This window comes from Kitasatospora fiedleri (assembly GCF_948472415.1).
Lineage (GTDB): Bacteria > Actinomycetota > Actinomycetes > Streptomycetales > Streptomycetaceae > Kitasatospora > Kitasatospora fiedleri.
Genome location: NZ_OX419519.1, coordinates 6,327,021 through 6,340,077, shown reverse-complemented (window position 1 = coordinate 6,340,077; position 13,057 = coordinate 6,327,021). Strand labels below are relative to the sequence as shown.

Here is a 13,057-nt window from a genome sequence, read left to right as displayed (position 1 = left end):
ACGATGACCATGCCCGGCTTCGGCTCCTTCGGTTCCGACGACGCCTTCTCGGAGCTGCTCAACCGCTTCTTCGGCCTCAACCCGGCCGCGTCCCCGCCCGCCGTGCAGCGCGTCCCGATCGGGCGGCTGCTGACCGAATCGTCCCGCGACCTGATCGCCCGCGCCGAGCTGCGCGCCCAGGAGGACGGCAGCACCGACCTGGACACCCCGCACCTGCTGTGGGCCGCCACGCAGGTCGAGCCGTCCCGCGGCCTGCTCGCCCGGTCCGGCGCCGACCCGGACCGGCTGGCCGCCGCGATCGAGCGCACCCTGCCCGCGGGCGCGGCCGACCCCTCGGTCGACCCCGGCCTCACCCCGGCCGCCAAGCGGGTGCTGATCGGTGCGCACGCCCGCTCGCAGGCCGCCGGCGTCTCCTACATCGGCCCCGAGCACATCCTGGCCGCCCTGCTGGACGACCCCGACTCGGCGGCCGGCCGCCTGCTCGGCGCGCAGGGCGCCGACCCCTCCCGGCTCCAGCGCGGCGCCGAGGCCGCCGCCCGGGGCGAGCACTCCCCCGCCAAGCCCGAGAGCAGGACGCCGACCCTGGACGAGTACGGCCGCGACCTCACCGAGGACGCCCGGATGGGCCGGCTCGACCCGGTGGTCGGCCGGGCCGAGGAGATCGAGCAGACCGTCGAGATCCTCTCCCGCCGGTCCAAGAACAACCCGGTGCTGATCGGCGAGCCCGGCGTCGGCAAGACCGCCATCGTCGAGGGACTGGCCCAGCGGATCGTCTCCGGCGACGTCCCCTCCACCCTCAAGGACCGGCGGGTGGTCTCGCTCGACCTGTCCGGGCTGGTCGCGGGCTCCAAGTACCGCGGCGAGTTCGAGGAGCGGCTGAAGAACGTCATCGACGAGGTCCGGGAGGCCGCCGACTCCACCGTGCTGTTCATCGACGAGCTGCACACCGTGGTCGGCGCGGGCGCCGGCGGCGAGGGCGCGATGGACGCGGGCAACATGCTCAAGCCCGCGCTGGCCCGCGGCGAGCTGCACGTCATCGGCGCCACCACCATCGACGAGTACCGCAAGCACATCGAGAAGGACCCGGCGCTGGAGCGGCGCTTCCAGCCGGTGCTGATCCCCGAGCCCTCGGTCGAGGAGACCGTGCAGATCCTGGAGGGCCTGCGCGACTCCTACGAGGCCCACCACCAGGTCCGCTTCACCGACGAGGCGCTGCGCGCCGCCGCCGACCTCTCCGACCGGTACGTCTCGGACCGCTTCCTGCCCGACAAGGCGATCGACCTGATCGACCAGGCCGGCGCCCGGGTCCGGCTGCGCGGCCTGGGCCGCTCCACCGAGGTGGTCGGCCGCGAGGACGAACTGGCCAAGCTCCGCCGCGAGAAGGACGAGGCGGTCGCCGCCGAGGACTTCTCCCGGGCCTCCGAGCTGAAGGGCCGGATCGCCGACCTGGAGGCGCAGACCGCCGAGGTCGAGGAGCGCCGCGAGGGCGTGGTCTCGGTGACCGTCGACGACGTCGCCGACGTGCTCTCCCGGCAGACCGGCATCCCGGTCTCGCAGCTCACCGAGGACGAGAAGACCCGGCTGCTCAAGCTGGAGGACGAGCTGCACGACCGGGTGATCGGCCAGGACCGGGCCGTGGTCGCGGTCTCCGAGGCGGTGCGCCGCAGCCGGGCCGGCATGGCCGACCCGGACCGGCCGGTCGGCTCGTTCCTGTTCCTCGGCCCGACCGGCGTCGGCAAGACCGAACTCGCCAAGGCCCTGGCCGAGTTGATCTTCGGCGACGAGGACCGGCTGGTCCGCTTCGACATGAGCGAGTTCCAGGAGAAGCACACCGTCTCCCGCCTGGTCGGCGCCCCGCCCGGGTACGTCGGCTACGAGGAGGCCGGGCAGCTCACCGAGGCCGTCCGCCGCCGCCCGTACAGCGTGCTGCTGTTCGACGAGGTCGAGAAGGCCCACCCGGACGTCTTCAACGCGCTGCTCCAGGTCCTCGACGACGGGCGCCTCACCGACGCCCAGGGCCGCACCGTCGACTTCCGCAACACCGTGGTCATCATGACCTCCAACATCGGCTCGCAGCTGATCCTCTCCCACAAGGGCGAGACCGAGGAGATCCGCGACCGGCTGATGGAGGAGCTGCGCGGGCGCTTCCTGCCCGAGTTCCTCAACCGGATCGACGACATCATCGTCTTCGACGCGCTGGGCGCCGACGACCTGATGCGGATCGTCGACCTGATGCTGGCCAACTCCGAACGCCGGGTGAGGGCGCAGGGGTTGGAGCTGGAGGTCACCGGGGCCGCCAAGGAGTGGCTGGTCGACAAGGGCCACCAGCCCGAGTTCGGCGCCCGCCCGCTGCGCCGCACCATCCAGACCCAGCTCGACAACCGGCTCGCCACCATGCTGCTCGGCGGCGACCTGCGGCCCGGCGACACCATCGTCGCCGACGCGCGGGACGGCGAACTGGTCTGCTCGATCGGCCGCCCCGAGCCCTCCTGACCCGCGCCCGTCGTCCCGCGCCCCCGTTCCCCGGCCGCCTCGTTCCCCGGCCGCCTCGTTCCCTGCCCGCCTCGTTCCCCGGCCGCCCGCGGCGGTCGAGGTGCGGGGCCGCGGGGCGCTGCCAGCATGGGCGGCATCCCCCTCCCCATCGGCCCGGAGTGTGCCCATGCCCCGCCCCCGGATCCTCGTCATCGGTGCCGGCTTCGCCGGCGTGGAGTGCCTGCACCGGCTGGAGCGGCTGCTCAAGCCCGGGGAGGCGGAGCTGGTGCTGGTCTCCCCGCACGACTACCAGCTCTACCTGCCGCTGCTGCCGCACGTGGCGGCGGGCGTCGTCACCCCGCAGTCGGTGGCGGTCTCGCTGCGGCGGCGGCTGCGCCGCACCCGCTACGTGCCGGGGTTCGCCCTGGGGGTGGACACCGGGCGGCGACAGGTGACCGTGCGCACCAACGAGGGCGCCGAGTGGGAGCTCGGCTACGACCACCTGGTGCTGGCCGCCGGCAGCACCACCCGGCTGTTCGACATCCCGGGCGTCACCGAGCACGCGCTCGGGATGAAGACCCTGGCCCAGGCCGCCTACCTGCGCGACCACGTGATCGGCCAACTGGACGCGGCCGCCGCCACCAACGACCCCGAGGAGCGCGCCGAGCGCCTGTGCTTCGTGGTGGTGGGCGGCGGGTACGCCGGCACCGAGACCGCCGCCTGCCTGGAACTGCTCACCCGGGCGGCCGTCCGGCGCTTCCCGCACGTGGACCCGTCGCTGCTCAGCTGGCACCTGGTGGACATCGCGCCCCGGCTGCTGCCGGAGATCGGCGAGCGGCTCGGCGACGCCGCGATGGCGGTGCTGCGCGGCCGGGGCATCGAGTTCAGCCTGAACACCAGCGTGGCCCGGGTGACCCCCCGGACGGTGGAGCTCACCGACGGCCGGACGCTGCGCACCCGCACCCTGGTGTGGACGGCCGGCGTGGCGGCCAGCCCGCTGGTGCACACCGTCGACACCGACCTGGTGCGCGGGCGGCTGGCGACCACGGCGGAGCTCACGGTGCCCGGCGCGGAGGGCGTGTTCGCGGTCGGGACGCCGCCGCCGTCCCGGACCTGGCCAAGGACGACGGCAGCATCACCCCGCCCACCGCGCAGCACTCGCAGCGCCAGGGCAAGGCGGTGGCCCTCAACGTGGCCGCCCGGCTGCGGGGCACCGCCATGCGGCCCTACTTCCACCGCGACCTGGGTCTGGTGGTGGACCTGGGCGGCGGCTACGCGGTCTCCCGGCCGCTGGGCGTGGAGCTGAGCGGCCTGCCGGGGCAGGCGGTGGCCCGCGGCTACCACCTGATGGCGCTGCCGACCGTCACCGCCCGCACCCGGGTGCTGGTCAACTGGGCGCTGAACGCCACCACCGGCAGCGACTTCGTCAGCACCGGCTTCCAGGACGGCCGCCCGGCCACGATGCCCGACTTCGAGCACACCGACGCGTACCGCCCGGCCTGACCCCGCGGCCCGGGGTCAGCGGCCGTACCTGCGGCGGGCCTCGGCGACGGTCCCGGCCTTGACGTCGCCGCGCCGGGCGAGGGCGGCCAGCGCCGCGACGACCACCGACTCGGGGTCGACGCCGAAGTGGCGGCGGACGTCCTCGCGGGTGCCGGAGAGGCCGAAGCCGTCGGTGCCGAGGGAGTTCCAGTCCTGCGGGACCCACTGGGCGATCTGGTCGGGCACCGCGCGCATCCAGTCGCTGACCGCCAGCACCGGCCCGGGGGCGCCCGCGAGGGCGCGGGTGACGTAAGGGGTGCGCTCCTCGCCGTTCAGCAGCGCGTCGTCGCAGGCCAGCGCGTCGCGCCGGAGCTCGTTCCAGGAGGTGGCCGACCACACGTCGGCGGCCACGCCCCAGTCGTCGGCGAGCAGGCGCTGGGCGTCCAGGGCCCAGTGCACGGCGGTGCCGGAGGCCAGCAGTTGCAGGCGGGGCGGGGCGTCGGGCCCGGGGAGGGGACCGGCCTCCCGGTAGCGGTACAGGCCCTTGACGATCCCCTCCTCGACGCCGGGGCGCTGCGGCATCGGCGGCTGTGCCTTGGTCTCGTTGTAGACCGTCAGGTAGTAGAAGACGTCCTCGGGGGCGGGACCGTACATCCGGCGCAGGCCGTCGCGGACGATCACGGCCAGCTCGTAGGCGAAGGCCGGGTCGTAGGAGCGGGCGGCGGGGTTGGTCGAGGCGATCAGGTGGGAGTGCCCGTCGGCGTGCTGCAGGCCCTCGCCGGTCATGGTGGTGCGGCCGGCGGTGGCGCCGATCAGGAAGCCGCGGCCGAGCTGGTCGGCGAGGGCCCACATCTGGTCGGCGGTGCGCTGCCAGCCGAACATCGAGTAGAAGATGTAGAAGGGGATCATCGGCTCGCCGTGTGTGGCGTAGGCGGTGGCGGCGGCGGTGAAGGCGGCCATCGAACCGGCCTCGGTGATGCCCTCGTTGAGGATCTGGCCGTCGCGGGCCTCGGTGTAGGCGAGCAACTGGCCGCGGTCGACGGGCTCGTAGGTCTGGCCGAGCGGCGAGTAGATCCCGTGCGTGGGGAAGAGCGACTCCATGCCGAAGGTGCGGGCCTCGTCGGGGACGATCGGCACCCAGCGGGCGCCGGTGGCCTGGTCGCGCATCAGGTCCTTGACCAGGCGGACGAAGGCCATGGTGGTGGCGATCTCCTGGCGGCCGGAGCCCTTGGCGAGCGCGTCGAAGGGCGCGGCGGGCGGCTCGGGCAGTGCCGGTGCGGGGTGCAGGCGGCGGGCGGGCGCGGGACCGCCGAGGGCGGCGCGGCGCTCGTGCAGGTAGCGCACCTCGGCGGAGTCGGCTCCGGGGTGGGCGTAGGGGACCGGGCCGTCGTCCAGGGCCCGGTCGGGGATCGGCAGCTCCAGCAGGTCCCGCATGGCGCGGAACTCGGCGGTGGAGAGCTTCTTCATCTGGTGGTTGGCGTTGCGCGAGGCGAAGCCGTCGCCCAGGGTGTGGCCCTTGACGGTCTGGGCGAGGACCACGGTCGGGGCGCCGCGGTGCGCCAGGGCCGCGCGGTAGGCGGCGTGCACCTTGCGGGGCTCGTGGCCGGCCCGGGAGGAGTGGAAGCAGTCGAGGAGGGTGGCGTCGTCCAGCCGGTCCGCGATGCGGGCCAGTTCGGGGTCGGCGCCGAAGAAGTGGGCCCGGATGTAGGCGGCGTCGCGGACGGCGTAGGTCTGTACCTGGGCGTCGGGGACCTCGCGCAGGCGCTGGAGGAGGGCGCCGGTGGTGTCGAGGGCGAACAGGGCGTCCCAGGAGCGGCCCCACAGCGCCTTCACCACGTTCCAGCCGGCGGCGCGGAACTGCGCCTCCAGCTCCTGCACGATCTTGAAGTTGGCCCGGACCGGGCCGTCGAGGCGCTGCAGGTTGCAGTTGACGACGAAGGTCAGGTTGTCCAGGCCGTCCCGGCCGGCCAGGGCGAGGGCCGCGGTGGACTCGGGTTCGTCCATCTCGCCGTCGCCGAGGAAGGCCCACACGTGGGAGGCGGAGGTGTCCTTGATGCCGCGGTGGTGCAGGTAGCGGTTGAAGCGGGCCTGGTGGATGGCGGAGAGCGGGCCGAGGCCCATCGAGACGGTGGGGAACTCCCACAGCCAGGGCAGGCGGCGCGGGTGCGGGTAGGAGGGCAGGCCGCCGGGGCCGGTCTCCTGGCGGAAGCGGTCGAGGTCGGCCTCGCTCAGACGGCCGTCGAGGAACGCCCGGGCGTAGATGCCGGGCGAGGCGTGGCCCTGGACGTAGAGCTGGTCGCCGGAGCCGTCGGCCTTGCCGCGGAAGAAGTACTGGAAGCCGGTCTCGTAGAGCCAGGCGGCGGAGGCGTAGGTGGCGAGGTGGCCGCCGAGGCCGTGGCGGCTGCCCCGGGTGACCATGGCGGCGGCGTTCCAGCGGTTCCAGGCGGTGATGCGCGCGTCGAGCACCTCGTCGCCGGGCAGTGCGGGTTCGGCGGCGGTGGGGATGGTGTTGAGGTGGTCGGTCTCCAGCGGGCGGGGCGCGGGCAGGCCGGTGCGCTCGGCGTGCTCCAGGGTGCGGCGCAGCAGGTAGCCGGCGCGGCGCGGGCCGGCCGCGGCGGCCACGGCGTCGAGCGAGGCGGCCCACTCGGCGGTCTCCTCGGCATCCCGGTCGGGCAGCTGGTCCAGGGCGCTGGGGGCGGGGGGGGGAGGTCGGACATGGCGGTCCCTCTCGGGCATCGTGCGGGGCGGTGGGTCCGGCGGGGCCGGTACGCCGCCGGGTGGCCCCGTGGGGGCTGCCGTCACCCTAACTCTGATCGATGATCGATCAAATACCGGCGGCGGAATAGGCACCCGGTGCCACTCCTCACCCCGCGCGGCCCCGCCGATCAGGCACGCGGTGCACAGCCGAGCACGTGCTCCCGGACCAGCTCCCCCGCCCGCGGGTCCTGCCGCCGCAACGCCTCCAGGACCGCCTCGTGCTCCTCCGCGTAGGAGGGCTGGCGGGTGCCCAGCCAGCGGATCGACAGCGCCGCCCACACCTCGATGCCGAGCGACTCCCAGGTGTGCAGCAGGACGCCGTTGCCCGCGGACCGCACCAGCTCGCGGTGGAAGGCCACCGTGTGGTGCACCTGGGCCCGCACGTCGCCCGCCCGGTCGGCCGCCCGGAGGGCCGCCACCTCCGGCTCCAGGACCGCCTCCAGGGCGGCCCCGGCCGCCGGGTCCGCCGCCAGGCGCCGCGCGAGCGTCTCGGCGGCGAGCTGCTCCAGTCCGGCCCGCACCGGGTAGATCTCCTCCAGGTCGGCGGCGGTGAGCATCCGCACCCGCACGCCCTTGTTGGGGGACGACTCGATCAGCCGCAGCGTCTCCAACTCCCGCAGCGCCTCGCGCACAGGGGTCTGGCTGACGTCCAGCTCGGCGGCGACGCGGCGCTCGACGATCCGCTCCCCCGGCTTCCACCGGCCGCTGACGATGCCCTCGACGATGTGCCCGCGGATCTGCTCCCGCAGGGAGAGGACGACCGGGAGGGACATGGGTTGCTCCTGCTGCTCGCCTCTGCCACCGCCGTGCGGCGTCCGCCGGGGTGCCGGGCGGGTCGACTCCCACGATACGGGGCCGTCCCCGCGCCCCGCCCGCCCCCTCCCGGCGGGACCGGTCCCGCGCCAGGGCCCGCCTCCGCTCCCTGCCCGCTTCCCGCTCCCCGGCACCCGGCACGCGTCCTCCTTGCCCGTCGCGCGCAGGAGGGGCCCGCCCGCCGCACCGGCCGAAAGCCCGGGCACCCCCGGACGGGGGCTTCGGACCGGCACAGCCCGGACGCACGCACCGGACACCGCGGGGCCGCACCGGGGGTCCGAGGACGGACCCCCGGGCCGTCCGGCTCGCGGCAGCACGCACCGGCTCGCACGGCGCGCGTGCGCGCGACCGCACCGGCCGGGACGCCGCACGCCGGTGTGCGAAGGGCCCCCGGACCGGGACAGTGGCCGGGACGTCCGTCGCGTCGTCCCGGTGCGGCCGGGACGAGCGGCCGGGCGGCACGAAAGGGGTGCGGGATGAGGGGTTACGGACCGAGGGGCGACGTGCCGGGGGCGGCCCGCGGACGGTGGCGGGGCCGGGCGGCGACGGCCCTGCTGGGCGTCGCCGCGCTGGCCGCCGGGACGCTGGCCGCGATCGGGCCGGCCGCGGCGAACGCGCCGGGGAACCCCGGCACGCCGAGCGCGCCGGTCACCGTGTTCACCGAGGACTTCGAGAACGGCCAGGGTCCGGCGGTCACCCTGCTGACCGACTACACCGGCGCCGCGCCGGCCGCCGAGCAGTACACCGCCGACCCGGCCTGGCTGACCGCCTGCAACGGGCTGATCGTCTCCGCGCAGGGCCCGGCAGCCCCGCCGCCCGGCGTCTACTGCGGCAGCTACTGGGCCGCCAACAAGCAGATGGCCGCCGCGCTGGGCAGTTGGGCGGGCGGCGACGCCGCCACCAACCACTCGCTGACCGCCTACACCTCGGCCGACCCGGGCGCCGGGCGCACCGAGCTGGAGACCGTACGGCCGGTCCCGCTGAGCGCGCAGAACCGCTTCCTGACCTTCTCGGTGGACGCGGCGGCCCAGAACTGCTTCGCCAGCCACCCGCTGCTCGCCTTCTACCTGCTCGACGGCGGCACCGCGCGGGCCGCGTTCAGCTCCCCCATCGACCCCTGCCAGAACCCCGGCCGGGTGATCGGCGGCACCTCGGTGGGCACCTACGCCAGCAACGGCTCGGTCCTGTTCAGCGGCGACTCGGCCGGCATCCGGCTGGTCAACGAGCAGCCCAGCGGCGGCGGCAACGACGGCGCGATCGACAACATCCGGCTGCTGGACGCCACCCCGCAGCTCGACCAGTCCTTCGCCCCGGCCCAGCTGCCCGTCGGCGCGCCCGCCACGCTGACCTTCACCGTCACCAACACCGCCGAACTGGCCGCCAAGGAGGGCTGGTCGTTCACCGGCCGGCTCCCCGCCGGGCTGGTCCTCGACCCCGGCAGCGCCACCACCGACTGCGGCTCCGGCACGGCCGTCGCGGACCCCGGGCCGGGCACCGTGACCGTGCACGGCGACCTGGCCGCCGGACAGCCGTCCTGCACGGCCACCGTCCGGCTCACCTCGCTCACCGGCGGCACCTACCGGGTGTGCGGGTCGGACGTCACCGCCCGGATCGGCCTCGACCCGCCCGGCTGCACCTCGGTGACCTTCACCGCGCCGGTCTTCGACGCCCGGGCGCACGGCGTGCGGCTCACCTCCCCGGCGGTGAACATCGGCCCGCTGCCCGCCTCCGCCCACTCCTGCACCCCGCTGCCCGGCCAGGACGCGCACGCGGTGCTCAGCGCCGGGCTCGGCACCGTCGGCACCCTCGGCGTGCTCACCACCGACGCCTCCGGCACCGTCGACCCGGACGGCACCCGCACCGCGGCCGCCCACGCCCAGGTCACCGGGGTCAGCCTGCTCGGCGGGCTGGTCACCGCCGACCTGGTCGGCACCTCGGCCCGGGCCCGGCAGCCGCTCACCGCCACCGGCCCGGGAACGGTCGAACCGAGCGGTACCACCACCCTGGTCAACCTCCGGGTCGCCGGTCTCCCCGTCGCCGCCGACGCCGCGCCGAACACCACCATCGGCCTCCCGCTGGTCGGCTCCCTGGTCGTCAACCAGCGGACCCCGCTCGCCGGGGGCCGGGGCGTCACCGTCACCGCGCTCTCGCTGACCCTGCTCACCGGGACCCGCCTGACCGTCGCCCAGAGCACCGCGGCCCTGCTCACCACGGCCGACACCTGCCCCGCCTCCTGACACCCCGTACGCGGAGCGGCCCCCGGCGCGTGCCGGGGGCCGCTCACGTGCAGGGGGCCTAGCGGGGCGCGGAGCTCCTGCGGCCCATCCGGACGCCCGCCACCAGCAGGGCGCCGACGAACAGCACCGCGCCGATCACCAGCAGCCACAGCAGGCCCTTCACCAGCGCGCCGACGAAGCCGCACACCACGGCGATCAGCACGATCAGCAGCAACCACACCATCTCGGCCTCCTTCGCTCGTCCCGCACCCGGCGCGTCCGGCGGGGCTCAGCCCGAGGGCCGGGCCCCGCCGGAGGGCGTCACCGGCGGCGTCCCCGACCCGGGTCGTCCTTACCGGTGTTCGGCGGCAACTTCCCTTCGGCATCCGGCAGTTCGGCCTCGATGCGCTCCTTGCGCACCTCGCCCGTGACGGTCTGCTCCTCGACGTGCTCCTCGGTCACCAGCCGCACCCGCTCCACCGGGACGGCCTCGGTGCGCACGACCGGGCGCTCCCCGTGCAGGACCACGTCGTACTCGGCCTCCGAGATGACCTCGCCGGACAGCGCCTCGCCCCGGTTCGCCTCGGTGATCGGCTCGCGCTCGATCCGGACCTCCTCGTGCCGGACCGGCACGGTCTGCTGCTCCTCCTCGGTGACGACGTACTTGCGCAGCCGGGCGTGCCCGGTCTCGTACCGCTCGATGCCGACGTGCATCCGCTCCTCGGAGCGGGTCATCGCCTCGTCGTCGCGCTCGGTGCGGCCGGTCCCCCGGACGGCGGGGCCGGGCGCGGCGGCAGCGGCGGCGCGGGCGTCCAGGTCGGAACGCGCGTCCATGCCGGAACGGGCATCCATGCCGGAACGGGCGTCCGTCCGGCCGCCCGCCGTCGCACCGGCGGCGGTGGTTCCGGCCGCACCGGCGGTTCCGGCGGCTTTGGCGGTCCCGGCGGTTCCGGTGGTGCCGGTGGCCTTGGCGGTCCCGGCGGTTCCGGCGGTTCCGGCGGCGTCGGTGAGCCGGGTGCGGTCCGTCTTCGACTTGGCCGCCGCGCCTGCCGCACCGGCCGCGCCCGCCGCACCGGCGGCGGTGCCGGTGTCGCCCTCCCGGTGGGCCCAACCGCCCTCGCCGGGCTGGTTGGCGGCCTTCCACGCGTCGTCCCAGGCGATGCCGTAGTGCTGGTACAGCCGGCGCTCCTCCTGCTCGGAGAGGTGGCCGCCGTTGTCCACGTCGACGTTCGGCGCGTCCTTGACCTTGTCCTTGGCGTAGGGGACCTGGAGGTGGCCGTCGACCACGTCGGCGTCCCGGATCGGGACGAACGACTCGCTCGAACCGAACCACCCGGTCTTCACGCTCACCCACTCGGGCTTGCCGGTGGCGTCGTCGAGGAAGAGGTGGTCGGCCTTACCGATCTTGTTGCCCTGAGCGTCGTGCACGGGGTGGTTCAGCATGGAACGGATCTGCTGTTCGGTGATCATGTGCTCACGCCTCCTTCACATTCCAGCACTGGGCGCGTGGCCCGCTCCGCCGGACTGAAACCCGCTTCGGGGACACATTCACGCAAAGTGACCGAAATCGGGCGAATTCGCCACCTTCGCTCACGCTGCGTCCCCGGTGCGGACCGTGCCGCACCGGGGACGCCCGGCGGAGTGCGCCCGGCGGACCGGGCTACACCCCGTCCCCGTCGCCGTCGCCCTCCCCGTCGCCGTCGCCGTCCCCGTCGCCGGGGTCCAGGCCGGCCTCCTCGCGGTCCTCCTCGGTGCGCTCCTCCAGCTCGGTCTCGTCGGGCCGCCGCGGCAGGCCGCCGCCGTGGCCGGTGTCGGGGTCGCCCTCGACCGCCTTGTTCGACTTGTGGTGGGACACGGTTGCCTCCGGCAGTGGTGCGGACGTTGCTTCCCTCCATCACCCCCCGCCGCCGGACGGTCCGCAAACCGGGGGCCGGGCCGCGCGCGCCCGGCCTAGGCGTTCTCGGCCCGCACCTCGCCGGCGGCGATCGCGGCGGTGAGGCGGGCGTGGTCGGCGGCGTTGAGCTCGGCGTAGCGGTGGGCGAAGGCGGTGACGGCGCGGTCGAAGGCGTCGCCGCGGCCGAGGTAGGCGGCGATGGCGATCCGGTCGCCGGAGCGGGCGTGGGCGCGGGCCAGGGCGGTGCCGCAGAGCCGGGCGTAGGCGCGCAGGGCGCGGGTAGTCATGGTGCCGACCTCGGCGGAGCCCTTCATGTCGCGCAGTTGGCGCCAGTAGAAGTGCCGGTCGGCCGGGCCGGTCATCCAGCCGAGGAAGATGTCGCTCGCGGCCTGGATGAGGCGCTGCCCGGCGACCACCCGCCGCCCGTGGTGGGTGTACCGGCTCGGCCCGGCGTAGGGCTCCAGGACGGACGCCCGGGCCTCCTTGACCTGGAGGACCAGCGGGTCGCCGGCGTCCCGGCCCTGGAGCAGGACGACGTGGCAGCGGGTGCCGACGCTGCCGACGCCGACCACCTTGCGGGCGGTGTCGACGTAGCGGTAGCGGTCGAGCAGGCGGGCGCGCTCCTCGGAGAGGGTGGCGCGGTAGTCGGCGAGCATGCCGTGCACCTCGTCGGGGTCGACGCCGACGTGCTCGATCAGCGGGGGCTGGTCCTTGAAGCGGCGGCGGCCGGTGGCGGTGGTCTCGGTGAGCTTGCCCGCCGCCTGGAGGCTGTCGCGGCGGCGGGCGGCGGCCAGGTCGGCCTCGACCCGGCGGCGGGGCTTCCCCGTGAGGCGGGTGAGCAGGTCGTCGGCGTCGATCCGCCGGTACCAGACCGGGAGTTCGCCGAGCCCGGCGAGCTGCCGGACGTGCTCGCGGTAGGCGCGGACGGCCTCGCGCACCACCCGGTGGGCGTCCTCGGGGCGCTCGCCGTTCTCCCGGGCGGCGACGGCGAGGCTGGCGGCCAGCCGCTGGACGTCCCACTCGAACGGGCCGGGCAGCGTCTCGTCGAAGTCGTTCAGGTCGAACAGCAGGGCCCGTTCGGGTGAGGCGAACAGTCCGAAGTTGACCAGGTGGGCGTCGCCGCAGAGCTGGACGGTCAGGCCGCTGTCGGGGGCGGCGGCCAGGTCGCCGGCCATCACGGCGGCGGCGCCGCGCAGGAAGGCGAACGGGGAGGCGGCCATCCGGCCGGTGCGGATCGGGACGAGTTCCGGGAGCCGGTCGGCGGCCTGGGCGCGCAGCACGGCGAGCGGGTCGGGCCGGTCGGCGGCGGGCCGCCAGTGCCCGGCGGTGGAGCGCGGGGCGCGGGCCCGGGCGGCGCGGCCGGCCTCGGTGCGCTCGTCGACCGTCAGGTAGGGGGCGGGGGCGTTCATCGGCGGGGCTCCTC

The 13,057-nt window shown here is 75.3% G+C and carries 8 protein-coding genes and 1 pseudogene; 3 read left to right on the top strand and 6 right to left on the bottom strand.

Going from position 1 to position 13,057, the window contains the following annotated elements:
- Positions 1 to 3 precede the first annotated feature (3 nt).
- The gene (locus tag QMQ26_RS28550) at positions 4 to 2,493 is read left to right on the top strand and encodes an ATP-dependent Clp protease ATP-binding subunit (RefSeq protein WP_100839732.1); all 2,490 of its coding nucleotides are present in this window, start codon (positions 4 to 6) and stop codon (positions 2,491 to 2,493) included.
- Positions 2,494 to 2,659: 166 nt separating this feature from the next.
- A pseudogene (locus QMQ26_RS28545) lies at positions 2,660 to 3,975 on the top strand (NAD(P)/FAD-dependent oxidoreductase).
- 15 nt (positions 3,976 to 3,990) lie between these two features.
- Here the strand turns inward: QMQ26_RS28545 and aceE are convergent.
- Positions 3,991 to 6,690: a pyruvate dehydrogenase (acetyl-transferring), homodimeric type gene (aceE, locus tag QMQ26_RS28540; RefSeq protein ID WP_282203213.1), complete on the bottom strand. Its 2,700-nt coding sequence runs from the start codon at positions 6,688 to 6,690 to the stop codon at positions 3,991 to 3,993.
- A gap of 149 nt (positions 6,691 to 6,839) precedes the next feature.
- Positions 6,840 to 7,484, bottom strand: a complete 645-nt coding sequence (locus QMQ26_RS28535) for a GntR family transcriptional regulator (protein WP_282203212.1) — start codon at positions 7,482 to 7,484, stop codon at positions 6,840 to 6,842.
- Positions 7,485 to 8,000: 516 nt separating this feature from the next.
- Here QMQ26_RS28535 and QMQ26_RS28530 point away from each other — a divergent pair.
- Complete coding sequence (locus QMQ26_RS28530; protein ID WP_282203211.1) at positions 8,001 to 9,761, top strand: choice-of-anchor P family protein; 1,761 nt, start codon at positions 8,001 to 8,003, stop codon at positions 9,759 to 9,761.
- 58 nt (positions 9,762 to 9,819) lie between these two features.
- Here the strand turns inward: QMQ26_RS28530 and QMQ26_RS28525 are convergent, their stop codons facing one another.
- The 4 genes from QMQ26_RS28525 to QMQ26_RS28510 all read right to left on the bottom strand — a co-directional run bounded on the left by QMQ26_RS28525 (position 9,820) and on the right by QMQ26_RS28510 (position 13,043).
- Entirely contained in the window at positions 9,820 to 9,984 is a 165-nt protein-coding gene (locus tag QMQ26_RS28525) for a DUF4175 domain-containing protein (RefSeq protein ID WP_146616465.1), read from the bottom strand.
- Between the two features lie 77 nt (positions 9,985 to 10,061).
- Positions 10,062 to 11,210: a PRC and DUF2382 domain-containing protein gene (locus QMQ26_RS28520; RefSeq protein ID WP_282203210.1), complete on the bottom strand. Its 1,149-nt coding sequence runs from the start codon at positions 11,208 to 11,210 to the stop codon at positions 10,062 to 10,064.
- A 190-nt stretch (positions 11,211 to 11,400) separates the two neighbouring features.
- On the bottom strand, positions 11,401 to 11,595 hold the full coding sequence (locus tag QMQ26_RS28515; RefSeq protein ID WP_100839737.1) for a hypothetical protein: 195 nt from the start codon (positions 11,593 to 11,595) through the stop codon (positions 11,401 to 11,403).
- Between the two features lie 95 nt (positions 11,596 to 11,690).
- On the bottom strand, positions 11,691 to 13,043 hold the full coding sequence (locus tag QMQ26_RS28510; RefSeq protein ID WP_100839738.1) for a DUF2252 domain-containing protein: 1,353 nt from the start codon (positions 13,041 to 13,043) through the stop codon (positions 11,691 to 11,693).
- Positions 13,044 to 13,057: the final 14 nt, after the last annotated feature.

Coding starts and splice junctions, on each gene's coding strand:
- aceE (WP_282203213.1), bottom strand. CDS start 6,690: ATGCCCGAGAGGGACCGCCATGTCCGACCTCCCCCCCCCGCCCCCAGC.
- QMQ26_RS28510 (WP_100839738.1), bottom strand. CDS start 13,043: ATGAACGCCCCCGCCCCCTACCTGACGGTCGACGAGCGCACCGAGGCC.
- QMQ26_RS28525 (WP_146616465.1), bottom strand. CDS start 9,984: ATGGTGTGGTTGCTGCTGATCGTGCTGATCGCCGTGGTGTGCGGCTTC.
- QMQ26_RS28530 (WP_282203211.1), top strand. CDS start 8,001: ATGAGGGGTTACGGACCGAGGGGCGACGTGCCGGGGGCGGCCCGCGGA.
- QMQ26_RS28550 (WP_100839732.1), top strand. CDS start 4: ATGACCATGCCCGGCTTCGGCTCCTTCGGTTCCGACGACGCCTTCTCG.
- QMQ26_RS28520 (WP_282203210.1), bottom strand. CDS start 11,210: ATGATCACCGAACAGCAGATCCGTTCCATGCTGAACCACCCCGTGCAC.
- QMQ26_RS28535 (WP_282203212.1), bottom strand. CDS start 7,484: ATGTCCCTCCCGGTCGTCCTCTCCCTGCGGGAGCAGATCCGCGGGCAC.